Consider the following 19,232-nt stretch of genomic DNA (forward strand, 5'->3'; position numbering starts at 1 on the left):
GCGTTGCAGCCGAGCTCAGAATGCTCATTTACAACTCGTAAAGTCGAACGCGACTCCGATCGCTTCTTCGCTCGACTTCGTGGGGCCGCCATCGGTATTGCCTGGCTCTAGCTCGCGAGTCTTTGAACAGGTTCTATGACTTCAGGACCGAGTTGTCGTCTCCTCCATCTGTTCGTGGTCTTGCGCCGGCGCATCGGGCATCAGCTCCAGCACCGTCGGACTGGTCCGTAGCATCGGCACGAAGTGTGCGGCGTCGCCGCTGACCAAGTCGCTGACATGGCGCAGCCGATAAACGGTGTAGGCAGCCAGCAGGCCGAGGGTGCTGGCGAAGTACAGCGGCAGCGCGCTGGCGCCCAGTTGCTCCATCAGTACGCCGGCCAGCAGCGGCCCGCACACCGAGCCGATGCCGTTGACCATCAGCAGGCTGGCCGAGCCGGACAGGATCTCGTCACTGTGCAACTGGTCGATCAGCTGCGCCACGGCGATGGGGTAGATGGCGAAGGCCAGGCCGCCCCAGATGAATATCGCGCCGAGCAGCAGCGGGCCTGCCGGCAGCAGGCTCATGATCAGCGCCAGAGCGACTGCCAGTATCACCACCCGCAGCAGCACCTGGCGTCGGTCGTGGCGGTCCGAGTAGAGGCCGATGGGCCATTGCAGCAGGGCGCCGCCGAGGATTGTGGCGGTCATCAGCAGGCCGACGCCGGACGTGTCGAAGCCGGCGAGGCTGGCGTACACCGGCGCCATGCCCCAGAAACCACCCATCGCCAGGCCGGACAGGCCCGCGGCGATGATCGCCAGCGGTGCGACTCGCCACAGTTGGCGCAGGTTGGTTGGTGGCGATTCGGGCAGCGCCGGTTGTGCCTGGCGGGTGAGGGTGATGGGCATCAGCGCGGCGCTGATCAGAATCGCGGCAATGGCAAACAGGGTGAACTGCACCGGATCGGCCAGGTGCAGCAGTTGCTGGGCCAGCGCCAGGGCGCCGAGGTTGACTGCCATGTACACGGCGAAGACCTGGCCGCGTTTCTCGTTGGGCGCCTGGGCGTTGAGCCAGCTCTCGATGACCATGTACAGCGTCACCAGGCCCAGGCCGTAGAGCACGCGCAGCAGCAACCAGACCCACGGATCGATCAGCAGCAGATGGAGCAGGGCGGCGATGGCGGCCAGCGCGGCGCAACAGGCGAACGCGCGGATATGCCCGATGCGCCGGACCAGCGGAGTCGCCAGCCAGGTGCCGAGGAGGAACCCGACGAAGTACCCGGACATGATCAGGCCGAGCATCGTGGTGGAGTAGCCTTCAGCCACGCCACGCAGGGTCAGTAGGGTGTTGAGCAGGCCATTGCCAAGCAGGAGTAACGCGACCCCGCTCAGCAATGAACTGATGGGGGCAATCAGGGACCACATGCAAACTACCCTAGGGAACTGTGCCACTGATGGCAAGCATGAAGCACGCCAGTAGATCTGCGAGGGTTTTGTATCTGTCTGATTTCAAAGGTTTATTTTTGCCGATAAGCGGTTGTGTGATTTTCATGCGGTGAAAGATCGCACCGTCATGGTGCCTGCTCGGCAATCTGCAGAGGCAGCAGCGGCTGCTCCGTCTCCGCCAATGTGCGATTGATGCGCGTGATGAAATCGTTGATCTCCTCGCGATCACGTCGTTCGCTCAGATGGCGTTCGGCAGTGTCTCGCACGCTGCGTGCATGGCGCAGAAGGTCGGCGCGTTGCCGGCTGCTGGCAGGGCGGTGCAGCAGGTTCTTGAAGGCCTGCAGCAGGCTGGCCAGTACACAGACATCGGCGGCGCCATAGGTGCGTATCGGACCCAGCAGTTGCAGCAGCAGCTGGTCCAGCGAAAGCTCCTGGTAGCACAGCCGCGGCGGCCCGTCGGGCTGGCTGGCGAAGTCGCGTTCGGCCAGCGCCAGGCGCCGGCTCAACAGCACGCTGAGCAGGTCCACGGCCTTGATTGCCGTGCCCGGATCGTTGATGCCGGGGCTCAGGGCCTTCACGGCGATCTCCGACATCTGCCGGCAGCCGAAGAAGTAATGGCTGCTGGCGTACTCCTCGATGAAGAAATCGAAGCAGTCGAGCAACTGCTGGCACACGCCGTCATCCAGCTGGCGTTCCAGGCGAAACAGCGGATGGCCCTCGCTGACGAAGAAGCCGCGGTGGGCCAATACCGTCATCCGTACCTGATGACGTTGTAGCAGCGCGTTGACCTCCTTGACGTTGAGTTCCTTGAAGTAGCCGTTGCGCCGCGCATGCACGGTGACCCAGGCGCTGTCGTCCGGCCATTGCGTCCGGGCGGCGCGCGCAGCCGGGCCGTTCATGCAGACGTCGAGTTTTTCCAGGCTGGCGTTGTAGAGGTTGCCGAGAATGTGCTCGACCTGAATCGACTGCGAAATCGAGCGGATGAAGTGCACGAACAGGCCAAGGCAGACGATGCCCAAGGCCAGGGTTATGAGTACGCCGAAGCTGGGGATCCGCTCATCATTGCCCTGCTCGATGGTGGTGATCAGCAGCAGGGCGTAGAGGATGGTACCGAGGTAGAAACCCAGGGTTTTCTGATGCCCCTTGCTGCTGATCAGGCCGGGAATCACCCGTGGTGACAGCGACGCTGCGGCGTTGTTGAGCACCACCATGACCATCGAGAAACTGAACACCATCAGTGACAGGATGCCCGCTACCAGCGTGCCGAGGATCAGCCTGGCATTGTCAGCATTGCTGACCAGGCCAAGATCGAACTGTTTCTTGAGCGCCAACATCCATGGCTGGTACTCGGCCACCATGGTCAGCAGGCATAGCACGAAGAAGCCGGTGGCGATCAGCGTCGGATAGAACGCCAGGCTGTGGAGAATGCGCTGGTAGGCGCGAAAGAGGATGTTGCTGGGTGCGGCCATTGGCGAATCCGTCGTGAATGGCGATGACCGCACTATAGCCGTTAAGGGGCAGGCGGCAGCTCTAGAGACTGCCGCCTGCCTGCCTCAGTTCACGCAGACTCGGGCAATGGCGGCTGCCAGTTGGTCAAGTCGCTTGCCATCCAGCCCGGCGACGTTGGCGCGGCCGCTGCCCACCATGTACACGCTGAACTCCTCGCGCAGGCGTTGTACCTGCAGCGGCGACAAGCCGGTGTAGGAGAACATGCCGCGCTGTTCGGCAATATGCGCGAAACGCTCGCTCAAACCGTGTGGCGCAAGCGCTTGGACCAGGCCGCGGCGCAGGCTGGCCACGCGCTGGCGCATACCTTCCAGCTCGTCCAGCCAGAGGCCCTTCAGTTCGTCGTCGCCGAGTATCTGCGCTACCACCGCCGCGCCATGGGAGGGCGGCGTCGACCACAGGTTACGGGCGATGGAGGCCAGCTGGCTGCGGATGTCGATGAGTTTCTCGGCGTTGCCGGCGCAGACGATCAGGGCCCCGGTGCGCTCGCGATACAGGCCGAAGTTCTTCGAGCAGGAACTGGTGATCAGCAGCTCCGGCAGCTCGGTGGCGAACAGACGCACGGCCCAGGCGTCCTCCTCCAGCCCGTCGCCAAAGCCCTGATAGGCGAAGTCGATCAGCGGCAGCAGTTCGCGTGCCTTGACCACTTCCAGTACGCGCTTGAAGTCGCGCGGTGTCAGGTCGAACCCGGTGGGGTTGTGGCAACAGGCATGCAGCAGCACCACGTCGCCTTTGGGCAGGTGGGTGAGGGCGGCGATCATGGCCTCCACGTCGAGGCGGTTGTCGGCGCCGACGTACGGATAGTGGCCGACCCTGAGCCCGGCTTCGGCGAACAGGGTTTCATGGATCGGCCAGGTCGGATCGCTCAGCCAGATGCCGCGTCCGGGCAGGCAGTGACGGATGAAATCACCCGCCAGGCGCAGCGCACCGGTACCGCCGGGCGTCTGCGTGGCGCCGGCGCGCCGTTCGGTGAGCAACGGTGAGTTCGCACCGAGTACCAGCTGGCTCAGGAGCGCGCCGAACGCCGCGTCGCCGTGGCCACCGACATAGGTCTTGGTCTGCTCGAGGTCGATCAGGCGCTGCTCGGCCAGCTTCACCGCGCGGGGAACCGGCGTCAGGCCCTGGGCGTCCTTGTACACGCCGACGCCAAGGTCCAGGCGCGCCGGGTTGGTGTCCAGCCGATAGGCTTCCATCAGGCTGAGGATGGGGTCGCCCGGCACGCGGGCGACCTGGGCAAAGTGGCTCACTTGCGGCCCTCTGCGCTGGCGGCCAGCACATCGGTACGTGCGGCCATGATGAAGTCGTTGCGGTGCAGGCCGCGCATCTCGTGGCTCCACCAGGTGACGGTGACCTTGCCCCATTCGGTGAGCAGGGCCGGATGGTGGCCCACTTCCTCGGCGATGGCGCCAACGGCATTGGTAAAGGCCAGGGCATGGCGGAAGTTCCTGAACAGGTACACGCGCTCCAGCTCCATATGGTCGCCACGCACCTCGATGTTCCAGTCGGGGATCTCGCGGATCAGCTCGGCCAGTTCTTCATCGGACACTTTCGGCGCATCGGCGCGGCAGGCTTCGCATTGGGCTTGGGCAAGACTCATGGGGTTCTCCTGGGTTTTGTAGCCCGGATGAAATCCGGGGCCATGTCTGAGGGCCATCCCGGATTTCATCCGGGCTACTCGCTGGTGTATGGCCGCCACGCTCAGGGCGAATCGAGAGGATAGCGGCGACCATGTAGAAAAGGACGTTACGCTCTACGCGGCTTTCGGCGGAAATTTCGGCGCGTGCAGGCCGAGCGCCATGGCCTGATGCACCAGCGCCATGATGTCCTCCTGAGCCAGCTCGAACAGGCGCTTGAGCTCGGGCAGGACGAAGTACACCGGTTGCAGGATGTCGATGCGGTACGGCGTGCGCATCGCTTCCAGCGCATCGAAGGGCTGGTGCTCGGGTGCTTCGGACAGGGCGTAGAGGGTTTCCTTCGGCGAGGAGAGAATGCCGCCACCATAGATGCGCCGGCCCAGCGGGGTGTCAAGCAGGCCGAACTCGATGGTCAGCCAGTACAGCCGCGCCAGGTAGACGCGCTGTTCCTTCGTGGCCTTGAGGCCGAGCTTGCCGTAGGTGTGGGTGAATTCGGCGAACCAGGGGTTGGCCAGCAACGGGCAGTGGCCGAAGATCTCGTGGAAGATGTCCGGCTCCTGCAGGTAGTCCAGCTCCTCGGGCGTGCGGATGAAGGTGGCAACGGGAAACTGCTTGCTGGCCAGCAGCTCGAAGAATGTCTGGAAGGGGATCAGCGCCGGCACCCGTGCTACGCGCCAGCCTGTGGTGGATTCGAGCACACGGTTGATCTCGCCGAGCTGCGGAATGCGCTCTATGGGCAGGCCGAGTTGCTCGATACCGTCCAGGTATTCCTGGCAGGCGCGGTTCTGGATCACTTCCAGCTGGCGGGTGATCAGGGTATTCCACACCTGATGCTCGCTTTCCGGGTAATGGATAAAGCCACTGTCGTCCGGTTCCCGGGCCAGGTACTGCGTACTCTTCATCGCTGCCTCCTTCAGGGGGCTGTTGTTCTTGTCCTGACCCCAGCATGCCGCTGATTGCTCGGGTTGAAACGGTGCCGGCAAAGCGCACAGCCCAGGCTTGCGCTCGGAAACTGTAAAATTTTGATTACGATATTGCCGGTATGGCGATCTGTCGGCTTGCTGATGCGCTTTGGTGTCACATATTCTTGACGAAAATTATGCGCCATCGTCGAGTTCTGCGACCCGGCGGCTACAACAACAAGAGCCTTCGCCATGCGTATCAAGGTCCACTGCCAGAACCGAGTTGGCATCCTGCGTGACATCCTCAACCTGCTGGTCGACTACGGCATCAACGTCGCCCGTGGCGAAGTGGGGGGCGAGCAGGGCAACGCCATCTACCTGCACTGTCCGAATCTGATCAATCTGCAATTCCAGTCGCTAAGGCCGAAGTTCGAGGCCATTGCCGGCGTATTCGGCGTCAAGCGTGTGGGGCTGATGCCCAGCGAGCGTCGTCATCTGGAACTCAATGCGTTGCTCGGTGCGCTGGATTTCCCGGTACTGTCGATCGACATGGGCGGCAGCATCGTCGCCGCCAACCGCAGCGCTGCACAGCTGCTCGGAGTGCGTGTGGACGAGGTGCCGGGCATGGCATTGTCGCGCTACGCCGAGGATTTCGACCTGCCCGAGCTGGTACGCGCCAACAAGACGCGGATCAACGGCCTGCGGGTGAAGATCAAGGGCGACGTGTTTCTCGCCGATATCGCGCCGCTGCAGAACGAGCACGACGACAGCGAGGCGCTGGCCGGCGCCGTGCTGACCCTGCATCGCGCCGACCGCGTGGGTGAGCGCATCTACCATGTGCGCAAGCAGGAGCTGCGCGGCTTCGACTCGATCTTCCAGAGCTCGAGGGTGATGGCGGCGGTGGTCAGGGAAGCGCGGCGCATGGCGCCACTGGATGCGCCGCTGCTGATCGAGGGTGAAACCGGCACCGGCAAGGAGTTGCTGGCACGTGCCTGCCACCTGGCCAGCCCGCGTGGGCAGTCACCGTTCATGGCCCTCAACTGCGCCGGCCTGCCCGAGTCCATGGCCGAAACCGAGCTGTTCGGTTACGGCCCCGGCGCCTTCGAAGGGGCGCGCCCGGAAGGCAAGCTCGGCCTGCTGGAGCTGACCGCCGGCGGCACGCTGTTTCTCGATGGTGTCGGCGAGATGAGCCCGCGCCTGCAGGCCAAACTGCTGCGCTTTCTGCAGGACGGCTGCTTCCGCCGTGTCGGCAGCGATGAGGAGGTGTACCTGGACGTGCGGGTGATCTGCGCCACCCAGGTCGATCTGTCCGAGCTCTGCGCCCGCGGCGAGTTTCGTCAGGACCTGTATCACCGTCTCAACGTGCTCAGCCTGCATATTCCGCCACTGCGCGAGTGTCTCGACGGGCTGGAGACACTGGTCGAGCACTTTCTCGACTCGGCCAGCCGGCAGATCGGCTGTGCGCTGCCGAAGCTGGCGCCACAGGCCTTCGAGCGCATGGCCCGCTACCACTGGCCGGGCAACGTGCGGCAGCTGGAGAACGTGCTGTTCCAGGCGGTTTCGCTGTGCGACGGCGGCACGGTGAAGGCCGAGCATATACGCCTGCCAGACTACGGTGCGCCGCAGCCGTTGGGCGAGTTTTCGGTAGAAGGCAGTCTCGACGATATCCTCGGGCGCTTCGAGAAGGCGGTGCTGGAGCGGCTGTTTCGCGATCACCCGAGCAGTCGCCAGCTGGGCAAGCGGCTCGGTGTTTCCCACACCACCATCGCCAACAAGCTGCGACAGCACGGCCTGGGCAAGGAGTAGGTCCTCAGCGGCCTCCGCGCCAGGCCGCGACCACGCGCTCGCGCATGGTCCTGCGATCCTGCAGGCGGTCGATCATCCGCTCGGCCAGGTCGAGCCAGTAGGTATCGGCCTCGGCCTGCACCACGGTAAGGCCCGAAGCCAGATTGGCCCAGGCCGCTGGCAGGCGGCCGTGACGCAGAGCGAAGCCGCCGTCGCGGTCGCGTGCCAGATAGCGTACGCGGGTGATGCCGGCCAGCAGGATTCGGCCGTAGCACATCAGGCAGGGTTCGAGGCTGACGTAGAGCGTCAGACCGCGACGGTCGACCTGTGCATGCCCGGTTTCGAGCTGATCGAGCACCTGCATCTCGGCGTGGGCGGCGCTGGCGTAGGTCGAGGCGAACACCTGGTTGCGCCCGCTGCACAGTAACTCGCCCGCCTCATCCACCAGCAGGGCGCCGACTGCGTAACAGCCGTCCTCTATTGCCAGCAGGGCCTGCTCGCAGCACAGCCTGGCCCAGGTGTCATCGGCATGAGTGCTGGCGGGCGCCTGCTGCAACAGGGCCAGATGCTCGGGGGTCATGGCGTCTCCGGGGCCGTGAATGTCGCCGGAGGATTATGGCCCGCGCTGCGTGCGCTGCCCTACGACCTTGGTGCAATAGGCAGGTTGTGCAGGTGCAGCGACACTGGGCACGTCCCGATCATCCTGCGTGATATGGGTGCAAGCGTTTCCGCATTCCTCTCTGGGAATGCATTGAATGGGCGGGCGACCAATTGGTCGCCCTTTTTTTGTCTCCCGATTTCTCGCCGGGCCGCCCTAGACGCCCTGATTCAGCCGGTCGATCAGCGCCCGCACGCTCCCTGGCAAGGCATCCAGCTCGCGCACCAGCATGCTGCGCTCGCGTACCGCCCAGGCTTCATCGAGCTGCAGTATCGCCAGCTGCATGGTACGGCTGTGGCGGCGTGCGGCCGACTCGGGGATGATGCCGATGCCGACGCCGCCCTCGATCATCCGGCAGATCGCCTCGAAGCTCGATACCTGGATACGCAGCGCCAGATTGCCGCCGAGCTTCTCCACCTTTTCGCGCAGGAAGCTCAGCAGCGTGCTGCCTTCGTGCAGGCCGATGTGCTGGTAGGCGAGGGTATCGTGGAAACTCACCGACTGCCGTTGCGCCAGGGCGTGGCCCAGCGGTACCGCCAGCACCAGGCGGTCGGTGCTGAAATGCAGCGCCTGCAGGCCAGGCGCCTGCACCGGGCCGGCGATGATGCCCAGATCCGCCGCGCCATCCAGCACGCCACGGACGATGTCGCGGCTCAGGCGCTCCTGCAGGTCGACGGTGACGCCGGGGCGTTCGGCGAGAAAACCGGCCAGCACCTCGGGGAGAAATTCGGTGACTGCCGTGGTGTTGGCGAAGATGCGGATATGCCCGGCGGCATCGGTGCCGTACTCGGTGAACTCGCTTTTCAGGTAATCCACCTGGCGCATGATCAGCCGCGCATGCTGCAGCAGGCGCTGGCCGGCCGGGGTCAGCTCGACACCACGGCTGTCCCGGTACAGCAGGCGGCTACCGAGCTGGTTTTCCAGTGCCTTGATCCGCGCACTGGCGGCGGCCGGCGAGAGAAACGCCTTGCGCGCGCCCTGAGTCAGACTGGGCGACTCGGCGATATGGATGAACAGGCGCAGGTCGGGCAGATCGAAATGCATGGGGTTCCTCTGCTTCTGTGGGAGGGGCTTCAGCCGCGACGCCCTGGCTTCCTCAGAAAGCATCGCGGCTAAAGCCCCTCCCACCTAGAAATATGGCGTTCAGATTAACCGAACGCCGGTTTAAATAAATGCAGATTCTCTGAACGCAGGACGCGTCGCATGCTCCAGCTCACACAAGAACCGAGCTGGAACCTGCCCCATGAGTGATTCTGCTTTTTCCGCCTGGATCGGTCGTAGCGAAGAAACCCACGACCAACTCAGCCGCAATCTGGTCAAGCGCATCGCTGCCACCTTTGGCGAAGCCACGCCTGCTCATGGCGAGGCGCTGCCGCCGCTGTGGCACTGGGCGTTCTTTCAGGAACCGGTCGCCGAGAGCGGTCTGGGCGCAGACGGCCATCCGGCGCGCGGTGGCTTTCTGCCGCCGGCCGACAACCGCAACCGCATGTGGGCCGGCGGTCGTGTCGAGTTCTTCCAGCCGCTGCGTGTGGGCGGCGAAGCCAGCCGGGTATCGACCATCAGGCACATCGAGGAAAAGCACGGCCGCACCGGCGCGCTGCTCTTCGTCACCGTTCAGCACGACTACCTGCAGGACGGCCAGCTGGCCATCCGCGAAGAACAGGACATCGTCTACCGCGAGCCGACGCCACCCAAGACCGGCAGTGGCGAGCCGCTGATCGCCGGCGACTGGCGCGAGGCCGTGACCCCGAGCAGCACCATGCTGTTCCGCTACAGCGCGGTGACCTTCAACGGCCATCGCATCCATTACGACTGGCCCTATGTCACCGACACCGAAGGCTACCCCGGCCTTGTGGTGCACGGCCCGCTGATGGCCACCCTGAACCTGGGCGCCTTCTGCCGCGCCAATCCGCAGGCGCGTCTGCGCCGCTTCGCCTTCCGTGGCCTGCGCCCGATGATCGCGCCGCAGCCGTTCGAGGTTGGCGGACGCATCAGCGGCGACGGGCAGGCCGAGCTCTGGGTCGGCAACGAGTCCGGCCTGGCACAGCGCGCCGAAGTGCAATTCGACTGATTTCGTATGGCCTGGGGAACGAACCGGGCCATGACTTACCGAGGACCTGTGATGAACTACAACAACAACGAAGAACTCAATGCCATCCGCGAAGGCGTGCGCGCCCTGTGTGCCGAATTCCCTGCCGAGTACTGGCGCAAGATCGACGAGGAGAAGGGCTTCCCGGAAGAGTTCGTCAAGGCCATGACCGAAGCCGGCTGGCTGTCGGCGATGATCCCGGAAGAGTACGGCGGTTCGGGCCTGGGCCTGGCCGAAGCCTCGGTGATCCTCGAGGAGGTCAACCACTGTGGCGGCAACTCCGGCACCATCCACGGCCAGATGTACAACATGTTCACCCTGCTGCGTAACGGCAGCGAGGAGCAGAAGCGCTACTACCTGCCGAAGCTGGCAAGCGGCGAGCTGCGCCTGCAGTCGATGGGCGTGACCGAGCCGACCACCGGCACCGACACCACCAAGATCAAGACCACGGCGGTGAAGAAGGGTGACAAGTACGTCATCAACGGCCAGAAGGTGTGGATCTCCCGAGTTCAGCATTCCGACCTGATGATCCTGCTGGCGCGCACCACGCCGCTGGCCGAAGTGCAGCGCAAGGCCGACGGCATGTCGATCTTCCTCGTTGACCTGCGTGAAGCCATCGGCAACGGCCTGACCGTGCAGCCGATTGCCAACATGGTCAACCACGAGACCAACGAGCTGTTCTTCGACAACCTGGAAATCCCCGCCAGCAGCCTGATCGGTGAAGAGGGCAAGGGCTTCCGCTACATCCTCGACGGTCTCAACGCCGAACGTACCCTGATCGCCGCCGAGTGCATCGGCGACGGCCGCTGGTTCACCGAAAAATCCGCCCAGTACGCCCGCGACCGCGTGGTGTTCGGTCGCCCGATCGGCCAGAACCAGGGCGTGCAGTTCCCCATCGCCGAAGCCCATATCGAGCTGGAAGCGGCGGACCTGATGCGCTGGCGCGCCTGTGAGGAATACGACGCCGGGCGTAATGCCGGTGCCGCGGCCAACATGGCCAAGTACCTGGCGGCCAAGGCTTCCTGGGAAGCGGCCAACGCCTGCCTGCAGACCCACGGCGGTTTCGGCTTCGCCAACGAATACGACGTCGAGCGCAAGTTCCGCGAGACCCGTCTGTACCAGGTGGCGCCGATCTCCACCAACCTGATCCTGTCGTACGTCGCCGAGCACCTGCTCGAGCTGCCGCGTTCGTTCTGAGGAGCCTGTCATGAGCACGGATACCCGGAAACTCGCGGCCTTCCTCGCCGGGCTGCGTTACGACGATCTGCCGGCCCACGTACTGGATCGCACCGAAGACCTGTTCCTCGACTGGCTGGGCTCGGCCCTGGCCAGCGAGGGCGCGCGGCCGATCCCGCTGTTCGAGGCCTACGCACAGAAGATGGGCCCGGCCGATGGTCCGGCGCGCATCCTGGTCAACGGTCGCGGTACCTCGGCGTACTTCGCCGCGCTGGTCAACGGCGCTTCTTCGCATCTGGTGGAACAGGACGACCTGCACAACAGCTCGGTGCTGCACCCGGCCACCGTGGTATTCCCAGCAGCCCTGGCGGCCGCGCAGGATCTCGGCAAGTCCGGCCGTGAGCTGCTGCTGGCCTCGGTTGCCGGCTACGAGGCGGGCATCCGCATCGGTGAGTTCCTCGGTCGCTCGCATTACCGCATCTTCCACACCACGGCCACGGTGGGCACGCTGGCCGCTGCGGTGGCCGTGGGCAAGCTGCTGGATTTCGACCAGAAGCAGTTCGTCCATCTGCTCGGCAACGCCGGCACCCAGGCCGCCGGTCTGTGGGAGTTCCTGCGTGACGCCGCTGACTCCAAGCAGCTGCACACCGCCAAGGCGGCGGCCGACGGCCTGCTCGCGGCGTACTTCACCGAGCAGGGCCTGACCGGCGCGCAGAACATTCTCGAAGGCGAGCAGGGCATGGCTGCGGGCATGTCCAGCGACGCCAATCCGGCCGCGCTGTCCGACCGCCTCGGCAGCCGCTGGGCGCTGGTGGAAACCTCGTTCAAGTTCCACGCCTCCTGCCGCCACACCCATCCGGCCGCCGATGCGCTGCTCGATCTGATGTGGCGCGAGGGCCTGCGTCACAGCGACATCGCCCAGGTCATCACCCACGTGCACCAGGGCGCCATCGACGTGCTCGGCCGCGTGGTGGTGCCGCAGACCGTGCACCAGGCCAAGTTCTCCATGGGCACCGTGCTCGGGCTGATCGCCGTGCATGGCAAGGCCCAACTCACCGAGTTCGAGAACCTGGCGCTTACCGACGCCGATGTCGCCGCCTTCCGCGACAGGGTCAGCATGCGCCTCGATCCCGAGGTCGACGGCGCCTATCCGGCGCGCTGGCTGGGCCGCGTCGAGGTGATTACCACCGACGGTCGCACCCTGCGTGGCGCCATCGACGAGCCCAAGGGCGACCCGGGCAACAGCCTCAGCCGCGCCGAGCTGGAAGACAAGTTCCGCCGCCTGCTGGCTTTTGCCGGCAAGCGCAGCAGCGACGAGGCGGGTGTGCTGATCGAAAGGGTCTGGCGTTTGCGCGAGGCCGATGACCTGAGCCAGCTGGCCTGACCGAGGACACGGACATGAACAACGCACAACAAATCCGGCCACTGGACGGCATCACCGTGGTCAGCCTGGAGCACGCCATCGCCGCGCCGTTCTGCACCCGCCAGCTCGCCGATCTCGGCGCGCGGGTGATCAAGGTCGAGCGTCCCGGCAGCGGCGATTTCGCCCGTGGCTATGACGAGCGCGTCGATGGCCTGGCCTCGCACTTCGTCTGGACCAACCGCTCCAAGGAAAGCCTGACCCTCGACCTCAAGCAGGACGATGCGATGCAGGTGCTCGGCAGCCTTCTGGCCAAGGCCGACGTGCTGGTGCAGAACCTGGCACCGGGCGCCGCCGCGCGCATGGGGCTGTCGTTCGAAGCGCTGCACGAGCGCTTCCCGCAACTGATCGTCTGCGACATCTCCGGCTACGGCGAAGGCGGCCCTTACGAGCAGAAGAAGGCCTACGACCTGCTGATCCAGAGCGAGGGCGGTTTCCTCTCCGTTACCGGCGGGCCGGGCGAGGAGGAGATGGCCAAGGCCGGCTGCTCCATCGCCGATATCGCTGCCGGCATGTACGCCTACACCGGTGTGCTGTCGGCGCTGATGCTGCGCGGCAAGACCGGCGTCGGCAGCCGCGTCGACGTGTCGATGCTGGAGAGCCTGGTGGAGTGGATGGGCTACCCGCTGTACTACGCCTACAAGGGTGACACGCCGCCACCGCGAGCCGGCGCCGCGCACTCGACCATCTATCCCTACGGCCCGTTCCCCGCCGGTGACGGCGGCACAGTGATGCTCGGCCTGCAGAACGAGCGCGAATGGCAGGCGTTCTGCGCCAAGGTGCTGGAGCAGCCGGAACTGGCCGACGACGAGCGTTTCTCCGCCAACTTCAAGCGCTCGGCCAATCGCGGTGAACTGCGCGCGCTGATCGTCGAAGCCTTCTCGCGCATGAGCACGGCGCAGGTGATCGAACGTCTGGAGCTGGCGCAGATCGCCAATGCCCAGGTCAACGACATGGCCGGCGTCTGGGCTCATCCGCAACTGCAGGCGCGTCAGCGCTGGCGTCAGGTCGACAGCCCCAGTGGCAGTCTGCCGGCGCTGCTGCCGCCAGGGCGCAACAACGCCTTCGAACCGCGCATGGACGCCATTCCGGCGCTGGGTGAGCACACCGATACGCTGCTTGCGGAACTGGGCTACGGCGCCGGTGACATTCAGCGCCTGCATCAACAGGGGGCCGTGTGATGAGTCAGTCCATCATTCGCAGTGCCCTGTTCGTGCCGGCCAGCCGGCCGGAGCGCATCCCCAAGGCGCTCGCCGTGGGCGCCGATGCGGTCATCGTCGATCTGGAAGATGCCGTGCAGGAAAGCCTCAAGGTCCAGGCACGGGGCAATCTCGATACCTTCCTGCGTGACAACCCCGAGGCGCGCCTGCTGGTGCGCATCAACGCCCCCGAGCACGCCGAGCACGCGGCCGATATCGAACTCTGCGGCCGTCATCCCGGTGTCATCGGCGTGCTGCTGCCGAAAGTCGAAAGCGCGGCCCAGGTCGCCACGGTGGCCGCTTGCGGCAAGCCGGTGTGGCCGATCATCGAAAGTGCGGCGGGGCTGCTGGAACTGGCAGACATCGCACGGGCCTCGGGTGTCGAGCGCCTGTCCTTCGGTGCGCTCGATCTGGGCCTGGATCTTGGTCTGAGCAGCGGCAGCGCCGCGGCTGAACGCATGCTCGATCAGGCTCGCTACGCCCTGTTGCTGCATTCGCGCTCTGCCGGTCTGGCGGCGCCGCTGGACAGCGTGTTTCCGGCCATCGAAGACCGCGAAGGCCTGGCCCGCACCGCGCGCGATGCCCGCGACATGGGCTTCGACGGTTTGCTGTGCATCCATCCGACGCAGGTCGAAGTCATCCATCGTGCGTTGCACCCGGCCGACGCAGAGCTGGCCTGGGCGCGCCGCGTGATGGCGGCGGCCAACAGCGGCGAAGGGGTCTTCGTGGTCGACGGCCAGATGGTCGACGCCCCGGTGCTGGGCCGTGCCCGCCGCCTGCTGCTACGCGCCGGGGAGAGCCCGGCCTGAATACCGGCCGGCGGCGTTGCGTCGCCGGTCATTTCCTCCCACGTACCGACCTACAAAAACAACGAGGTAACGTCATGTTCAAACTCACCGCCAAGGCGCTCGCCTGCGCCGCGATTCTCTCCTGCGCCGGCCTGGTACAGGCTGCCAATGAGCCCATCCTCATCAAGTTCGCCCATGTGGTGGCGGACAACACGCCCAAGGGACAGGGCGCGCTGTTGTTCAAGAAACTGGCCGAGGAGCGCCTGCCCGGGCGGGTCAAGGTGGATGTGTACCCCAATTCTTCGCTGTTCGGCGATGGCAAGGAAATGGAGGCGCTGCTGCTCGGCGAGGTGCAGATGCTGGCGCCGTCGCTGGCCAAGTTCGAGCAGTACGCCAAGGCGGTGCAGATCTTCGATCTGCCATTTCTGTTCGACAACATGGAGGCAGTCGATCGCTTCCAGGCCAGCCCCGAGGGGCGCGGCCTGCTGACCTCCATGGAGGACAAGAACATCACCGGCCTGGCCTACTGGCACAACGGGCTGAAGGTGATGTCGGCCAACAAGCCGCTGCGCAAGCCATCCGACGCGCGTGGCCTGAAGTTCCGTGTACAGGCTTCGGCGGTGCTCGAGGAGCAGTTCAAGGCGGTGCGCGCCAACCCGCGCAAGATGAGCTTTGCCGAGGTCTATCAGGGGTTGCAGACCGGCGTGGTCAACGGCACCGAGAACACCTGGTCGAACTACTACAGCCAGAAGGTGCACGAGGTGCAGAAGCACATGACCGAGTCCGATCACGGCCTGATCGACTACATGGTGATCACCAACACCAAGTTCTGGAAGGGCCTGCCGGATGACGTGCGTAGCGAGCTGGAAACCATCATGGCCGAGGTCTCCGTCGAGGTGAACAGGCAGGCTGATGACTTGAACCGCAAGGCCAAGCAGGACATCGCCAAGGCCGGTACCACCGAGATCATCGAGCTGACCCCGCAGCAGCGCGCCGAATGGCGTGAAGCCATGCGCCCGGTGTGGAAGAAATTCGAGAATGAGATCGGCGCCGAGCTGATCCAGGCGGCGGAGAAGTCCAACCAGCAGTGATGTTGTGCTGCAAATGAAAAAGCCCGGTGCTTGCACCGGGCTTTTTTTGTCGCGGTTAAAGTCCCTCCCGCAACATTGGAAGAGCGTAGCCTTTGGGGTATGGCTAAAGCTGCACGCCGCTCAGCCCTCCCTCAGACCAGCGTCATCCTGTGGGAGGGCTTTGGCCGCGACTTGCTGCCGAGCCTCACAGCCCGGCTTCCTGCATCCACCTGGGCTTGGGATAACGACGGTCGGACTTGCCTGCCTTGAGAATGGCGCCCGGTACGTCGTGGCCGATCAGCCCGGGCAGGGTGGCGGCGGCTTCGAGCAGCGCGTCGAGATTCACCCCGGTTTCCAGGCCCATGCGCTGGAACATGTGCACCAGGTCCTCGGTGCAGATATTGCCGCTGGCACCCGGCGCGTAGGGGCAGCCACCGAGGCCGCCGAGCGAGGCGTCGAAGCGGTCGATGCCGGCATTCAGTGCCGCCAGGGCGTTGGCCAGGCCCATGCCGCGGGTGTTGTGAAAGTGCGCGGTGAACACCGCTTCCGGCCAGCGCTGCAGCGCTTCGCGGCAGATGCGCTCGACCTGCGCCGGGTCGGCCATGCCGGTGGTGTCGCAGAGGGTCACGCCCTGCACGCCGATCTCCAGCAGGCGCTCGGTCAGTTCATGGACACGGGCCTCGGGCACCTCGCCCTCGAACGGGCAGCCGAAGGTGGTCGACAGCGAGGCGTTGATGAATACGTCGCTGCCGCGGGTAACCTCGATGATCTCGCGAAACTGCGCCAGGGACTGCTCCGGCGTCATGCGCAGATTGGCCAGGCCGTGGGTGTCGCTGGCCGACATCACCAGGTTGATCTCGTCCACCTCGCACGACAGTGCGCGCTCGCAGCCCTTCACGTTGGGCACCAGCACGGTGTACTCGACGCCGGGCACGCGCTGGATGCTGCGCATTACCTCCTCGGCGTCGCGCAGGTTGGGGATGGCCTTGGGCGAGGTGAATGAAGTCACCTCGATCTTGGCCAGGCCGGTGTGGGACAGGCGGTCGATCAGGGCGATCTTGTCCTCGGTCGGGACGAAGGTGGCTTCGATCTGGAAGCCGTCGCGGGTGGCGACGTCCTGGATGTACAGGCGTTTGCTCATGGGAATCCTCAATCTCCGGGCGTTCCCGTGCTCTGCGCGGGAACGCATCTGGCGGCGCTTGCGCCGGCTGCTGGTACGGATGGATGCGCAGCATCCCGGGGGCTCCCACGCGGGGCGTGGGAGCCATCTGGCTAGATGATCCCGCGCTCGCGCAGACCGGCGACCTGCTCCGCACTCAGGCCGAGGCCAGCGAGGATGTCGTCGCTGTGCTCGCCCAGTTGCGGGCCACCGGTGCCGATGCGGCCAGGCGTGCGGCTGAGTTTGGGCAGTACGCCCGGCACCTTGAGCGGGCCGACGCTGGTCTGCACCTGCTCGATCATCTGCCGCGCCAGGTAGTGCGGGTCCTGCACGATGTCAGCGGCGGTGTAGGGGTAACCGGCGGGTACGCGGGCACCCTTGAGCGCTTCGATCACTTCGTCGCGGCCGCGCTGCGCGGTCCACTCGGCAATGGCACCGTCGATCAGCTCGGCGTGCTGACTGCGTCCGTCGTTGTGCTCCAGGCGTGGGTCATTGCCCAGGTCGTCGCGGCCGATCAGGCTCATCAGGCGCTTGTAGATGCTGTCGCCATTGCCGGCGATCAGCACGTAGCTGCCGTCTTTGCAGGGATAGGAATTGGACGGGGTGATGCCGGGCAGGGCGCTGCCGGCCGGCTCGCGGATGTAGCCGAAGGCGTCGTATTCCGGAATCAGGCTTTCCATCATGGCGAACACCGACTCGTACAGCGCCACGTCGATCTCCTGGCCCTCGCCGCTGCGGTTGCGCTCCTGCAGGGCCAGCAGCACGCCGATCACGCCATACAGCGAAGACAGCGAGTCGCCGATGCTGATACCCACGCGTACCGGTGCCTGGCCCGGGTAGCCGGACAGATGGCGCAGGCCACCCATGGCTTCGCCGATCACGCCGAAACCGGGCAGGTCGCGATAGGGACCGGTCTGCCCGTAGCCGGAGATGCGCAGCATGATCAGGCGCGGGTTGATCGCTTTCAGCGCGTCATAACCCAGGCCCCAGCCTTCCAGCGTGCCGGGGCGGAAGTTTTCCACCAGCACGTCGGCTTCGGCCACCAGCTTGCGCACGATGTCCTGGGCTTCAGTCTGTTTCAGATCGAGGGTCAGCGAACGCTTGTTGCGCGACTGCACGTGCCACCAGAGCGAGGTGCCGTCCTTGATCTTGCGCCACTTGCGCAGCGGGTCGCCGACGCTCGGCGGCTCGATCTTGATCACGTCGGCGCCGAATTCGCCGAGTAGCTTGCTGGCGAAGGGACCGGCGATGAGCTGGCCCATCTCGATCACCTTGAGCCCCTGCAGGGCCATGTTGCTGTTGTTGCTCTGAGTCATGGCTGCACCCGATTTGCCTGTGCGTTTCTTGTGCAGCGCAGAATGGCGCAGCGGCGCGGTGCCGACAATTGCTCAATGGCCAAGCTAGGCTTCGCGTATCACGAAGTGGCATGCTGTAAATCAGCTTTATGGCAGCCTCGCTTCGCCAGGCACGAAATGGAGACTCATCATGCGCCGTATCGATTTCGTCACTCTCAAGCTGTTCGTCGCCATTGCCGACGAGCGCAGCCTGACCCGCGCCGCCGAGCGCGAACATCTGGCCCTGGCAGCGGTCAGCAAGCGCGTCAGCGACCTGGAAAACCAGCTCGGCATCGCGCTGCTCTATCGCCAGCCCAAGGGCGTCGAGCTGACCCCGGCCGGGCATGCGCTGCTGCACCATGCGCGCAACATGATGGACAACCTCGAGCAGCTCAACGCCGACCTCAGCGAGTTCAGCGAAGGGGTCAAGGGGCATGTGCGCATCCATGCCAACACCTCGGCCGTGATCGAGTTCCTGCCCGAGGATCTGGCCAGCTTCAGCCGCCTGCACCCGCAGGTGAAGATCGATCTGGAGGAGCGGGTCAGCAGCGAGACCATTCGCGCCGTGCGCGAAGGTCTGACCGATATCGGCATCTTCGCCGGGCACGTACCGGCCGAGGATCTGCAGGTGTTCACCTACCGCCACGACCAGCTGGCGCTGGTGACGCCGCGCGAGCATCCACTGGCCGAGCGCGATGGCCTGTTCCTGCGCGAGGCGGTGGGCTTCGACTTTATCGGCCTGCAGCAGGACGCTTCCCTGCACAGCCTGCTGCAGCACTCGGCGCACAGCCAGGGCGTGGCCCTGCGCCTGCGCATCCAGGTACGCAGCTTCGAAGCCATCTGCCGGATGATTCACACCGGCATGGGCGTCGGTGTGCTGCCTGATCAGGCGGTACGTACCTACCTGCCGTCGCTCGATGTGCGGGTGATCCCGCTGCACGACCCCTGGGCCCGGCGCGAACTCAAGGTGGCGGTACGAAATCAGGACAACCTTTCGCTGACCGCGAAGCAGATGCTCGATCATCTGCGTAACAGTGGGGAGACAGAGGTGGATTCTGCGCTGCCTTCGTGAATGCCGAAGGCTCGGTTG

The 19,232-nt window shown here is 65.2% G+C and carries 17 protein-coding genes; 8 read left to right on the forward strand and 9 right to left on the reverse strand.

Going from position 1 to position 19,232, the window contains the following annotated elements; translation table 11 throughout:
- Window positions 1–141 precede the first annotated feature (141 nt).
- The 5 genes from OEG79_RS06510 to phhA all read right to left on the reverse strand — a co-directional run bounded on the left by OEG79_RS06510 (window position 142) and on the right by phhA (window position 5,464).
- Window positions 142–1,401 carry an MFS transporter gene (locus OEG79_RS06510; protein WP_264147976.1) on the reverse strand — a complete coding sequence of 420 codons (1,260 nt, stop codon included), beginning with the start codon at window positions 1,399–1,401 and terminating at the stop codon, window positions 142–144.
- A 146-nt stretch (window positions 1,402–1,547) separates the two neighbouring features.
- Complete coding sequence (locus tag OEG79_RS06515; protein ID WP_264147977.1) at window positions 1,548–2,891, reverse strand: DUF2254 domain-containing protein; 1,344 nt, start codon at window positions 2,889–2,891, stop codon at window positions 1,548–1,550.
- An 84-nt stretch (window positions 2,892–2,975) separates the two neighbouring features.
- Window positions 2,976–4,175: an amino acid aminotransferase gene (locus tag OEG79_RS06520; RefSeq protein WP_264147978.1), complete on the reverse strand. Its 1,200-nt coding sequence runs from the start codon at window positions 4,173–4,175 to the stop codon at window positions 2,976–2,978.
- A complete protein-coding gene (locus OEG79_RS06525; protein ID WP_037056381.1) occupies window positions 4,172–4,525 on the reverse strand; it encodes a 4a-hydroxytetrahydrobiopterin dehydratase in 354 nt (117 codons plus the stop codon). The genes OEG79_RS06520 and OEG79_RS06525 overlap by 4 nt, the downstream gene beginning before the upstream one ends.
- A 153-nt stretch (window positions 4,526–4,678) precedes the next feature.
- Window positions 4,679–5,464: a phenylalanine 4-monooxygenase gene (gene phhA, locus OEG79_RS06530; protein WP_264147979.1), complete on the reverse strand. Its 786-nt coding sequence runs from the start codon at window positions 5,462–5,464 to the stop codon at window positions 4,679–4,681.
- 252 nt (window positions 5,465–5,716) lie between these two features.
- Between phhA and OEG79_RS06535 the strand changes: the two genes are divergently transcribed.
- On the forward strand, window positions 5,717–7,270 hold the full coding sequence (locus OEG79_RS06535; protein ID WP_264147980.1) for a sigma-54-dependent transcriptional regulator: 1,554 nt from the start codon (window positions 5,717–5,719) through the stop codon (window positions 7,268–7,270).
- Between the two features lie 4 nt (window positions 7,271–7,274).
- On the opposite strand, the gene OEG79_RS06540 is transcribed toward OEG79_RS06535, so the two are convergent.
- Both OEG79_RS06540 and OEG79_RS06545 read right to left on the reverse strand, forming a co-directional pair.
- Window positions 7,275–7,829, reverse strand: a complete 555-nt coding sequence (locus OEG79_RS06540) for a nucleoside deaminase (protein ID WP_220802518.1) — start codon at window positions 7,827–7,829, stop codon at window positions 7,275–7,277.
- Window positions 7,830–8,063: 234 nt separating this feature from the next.
- Window positions 8,064–8,951 carry a LysR substrate-binding domain-containing protein gene (locus OEG79_RS06545; protein WP_264147981.1) on the reverse strand — a complete coding sequence of 296 codons (888 nt, stop codon included), beginning with the start codon at window positions 8,949–8,951 and terminating at the stop codon, window positions 8,064–8,066.
- A gap of 199 nt (window positions 8,952–9,150) precedes the next feature.
- Between OEG79_RS06545 and OEG79_RS06550 the strand changes: the two genes are divergently transcribed.
- The 6 genes from OEG79_RS06550 (at window position 9,151) to OEG79_RS06575 (ending at window position 15,670) form a co-directional block, all read left to right on the forward strand.
- Window positions 9,151–9,978: a MaoC family dehydratase N-terminal domain-containing protein gene (locus OEG79_RS06550; RefSeq protein ID WP_264147982.1), complete on the forward strand. Its 828-nt coding sequence runs from the start codon at window positions 9,151–9,153 to the stop codon at window positions 9,976–9,978.
- Window positions 9,979–10,029: 51 nt separating this feature from the next.
- Window positions 10,030–11,193: an acyl-CoA dehydrogenase family protein gene (locus OEG79_RS06555; RefSeq protein WP_264147983.1), complete on the forward strand. Its 1,164-nt coding sequence runs from the start codon at window positions 10,030–10,032 to the stop codon at window positions 11,191–11,193.
- Between the two features lie 10 nt (window positions 11,194–11,203).
- A complete protein-coding gene (locus OEG79_RS06560) occupies window positions 11,204–12,556 on the forward strand; it encodes an MmgE/PrpD family protein (RefSeq protein ID WP_264147984.1) in 1,353 nt (450 codons plus the stop codon).
- Between the two features lie 14 nt (window positions 12,557–12,570).
- Window positions 12,571–13,773 (forward strand): CaiB/BaiF CoA transferase family protein, encoded by a 1,203-nt coding sequence (locus tag OEG79_RS06565; protein WP_264147985.1) that lies wholly within the window; start codon window positions 12,571–12,573, stop codon window positions 13,771–13,773.
- Window positions 13,773–14,600: an HpcH/HpaI aldolase/citrate lyase family protein gene (locus tag OEG79_RS06570; RefSeq protein WP_264147986.1), complete on the forward strand. Its 828-nt coding sequence runs from the start codon at window positions 13,773–13,775 to the stop codon at window positions 14,598–14,600. Before OEG79_RS06565 ends, OEG79_RS06570 begins: the two co-directional genes overlap by 1 nt.
- A 74-nt stretch (window positions 14,601–14,674) precedes the next feature.
- Window positions 14,675–15,670: a TRAP transporter substrate-binding protein gene (locus OEG79_RS06575; protein ID WP_264147987.1), complete on the forward strand. Its 996-nt coding sequence runs from the start codon at window positions 14,675–14,677 to the stop codon at window positions 15,668–15,670.
- A gap of 184 nt (window positions 15,671–15,854) precedes the next feature.
- Here the strand turns inward: OEG79_RS06575 and OEG79_RS06580 are convergent, their stop codons facing one another.
- Both OEG79_RS06580 and OEG79_RS06585 read right to left on the reverse strand, forming a co-directional pair.
- Complete coding sequence (locus tag OEG79_RS06580) at window positions 15,855–16,790, reverse strand: hydroxymethylglutaryl-CoA lyase (protein ID WP_264147988.1); 936 nt, start codon at window positions 16,788–16,790, stop codon at window positions 15,855–15,857.
- A gap of 131 nt (window positions 16,791–16,921) precedes the next feature.
- On the reverse strand, window positions 16,922–18,124 hold the full coding sequence (locus OEG79_RS06585) for a CaiB/BaiF CoA transferase family protein (protein WP_264147989.1): 1,203 nt from the start codon (window positions 18,122–18,124) through the stop codon (window positions 16,922–16,924).
- Window positions 18,125–18,293: 169 nt separating this feature from the next.
- Here OEG79_RS06585 and OEG79_RS06590 point away from each other — a divergent pair, with 169 nt between their 5' ends.
- A complete protein-coding gene (locus OEG79_RS06590; RefSeq protein ID WP_264147990.1) occupies window positions 18,294–19,214 on the forward strand; it encodes a LysR family transcriptional regulator in 921 nt (306 codons plus the stop codon).
- Window positions 19,215–19,232 lie beyond the last annotated feature (18 nt).

Source organism: Pseudomonas sp. Z8(2022) (assembly GCF_025837155.1).
GTDB lineage: Bacteria > Pseudomonadota > Gammaproteobacteria > Pseudomonadales > Pseudomonadaceae > Aquipseudomonas.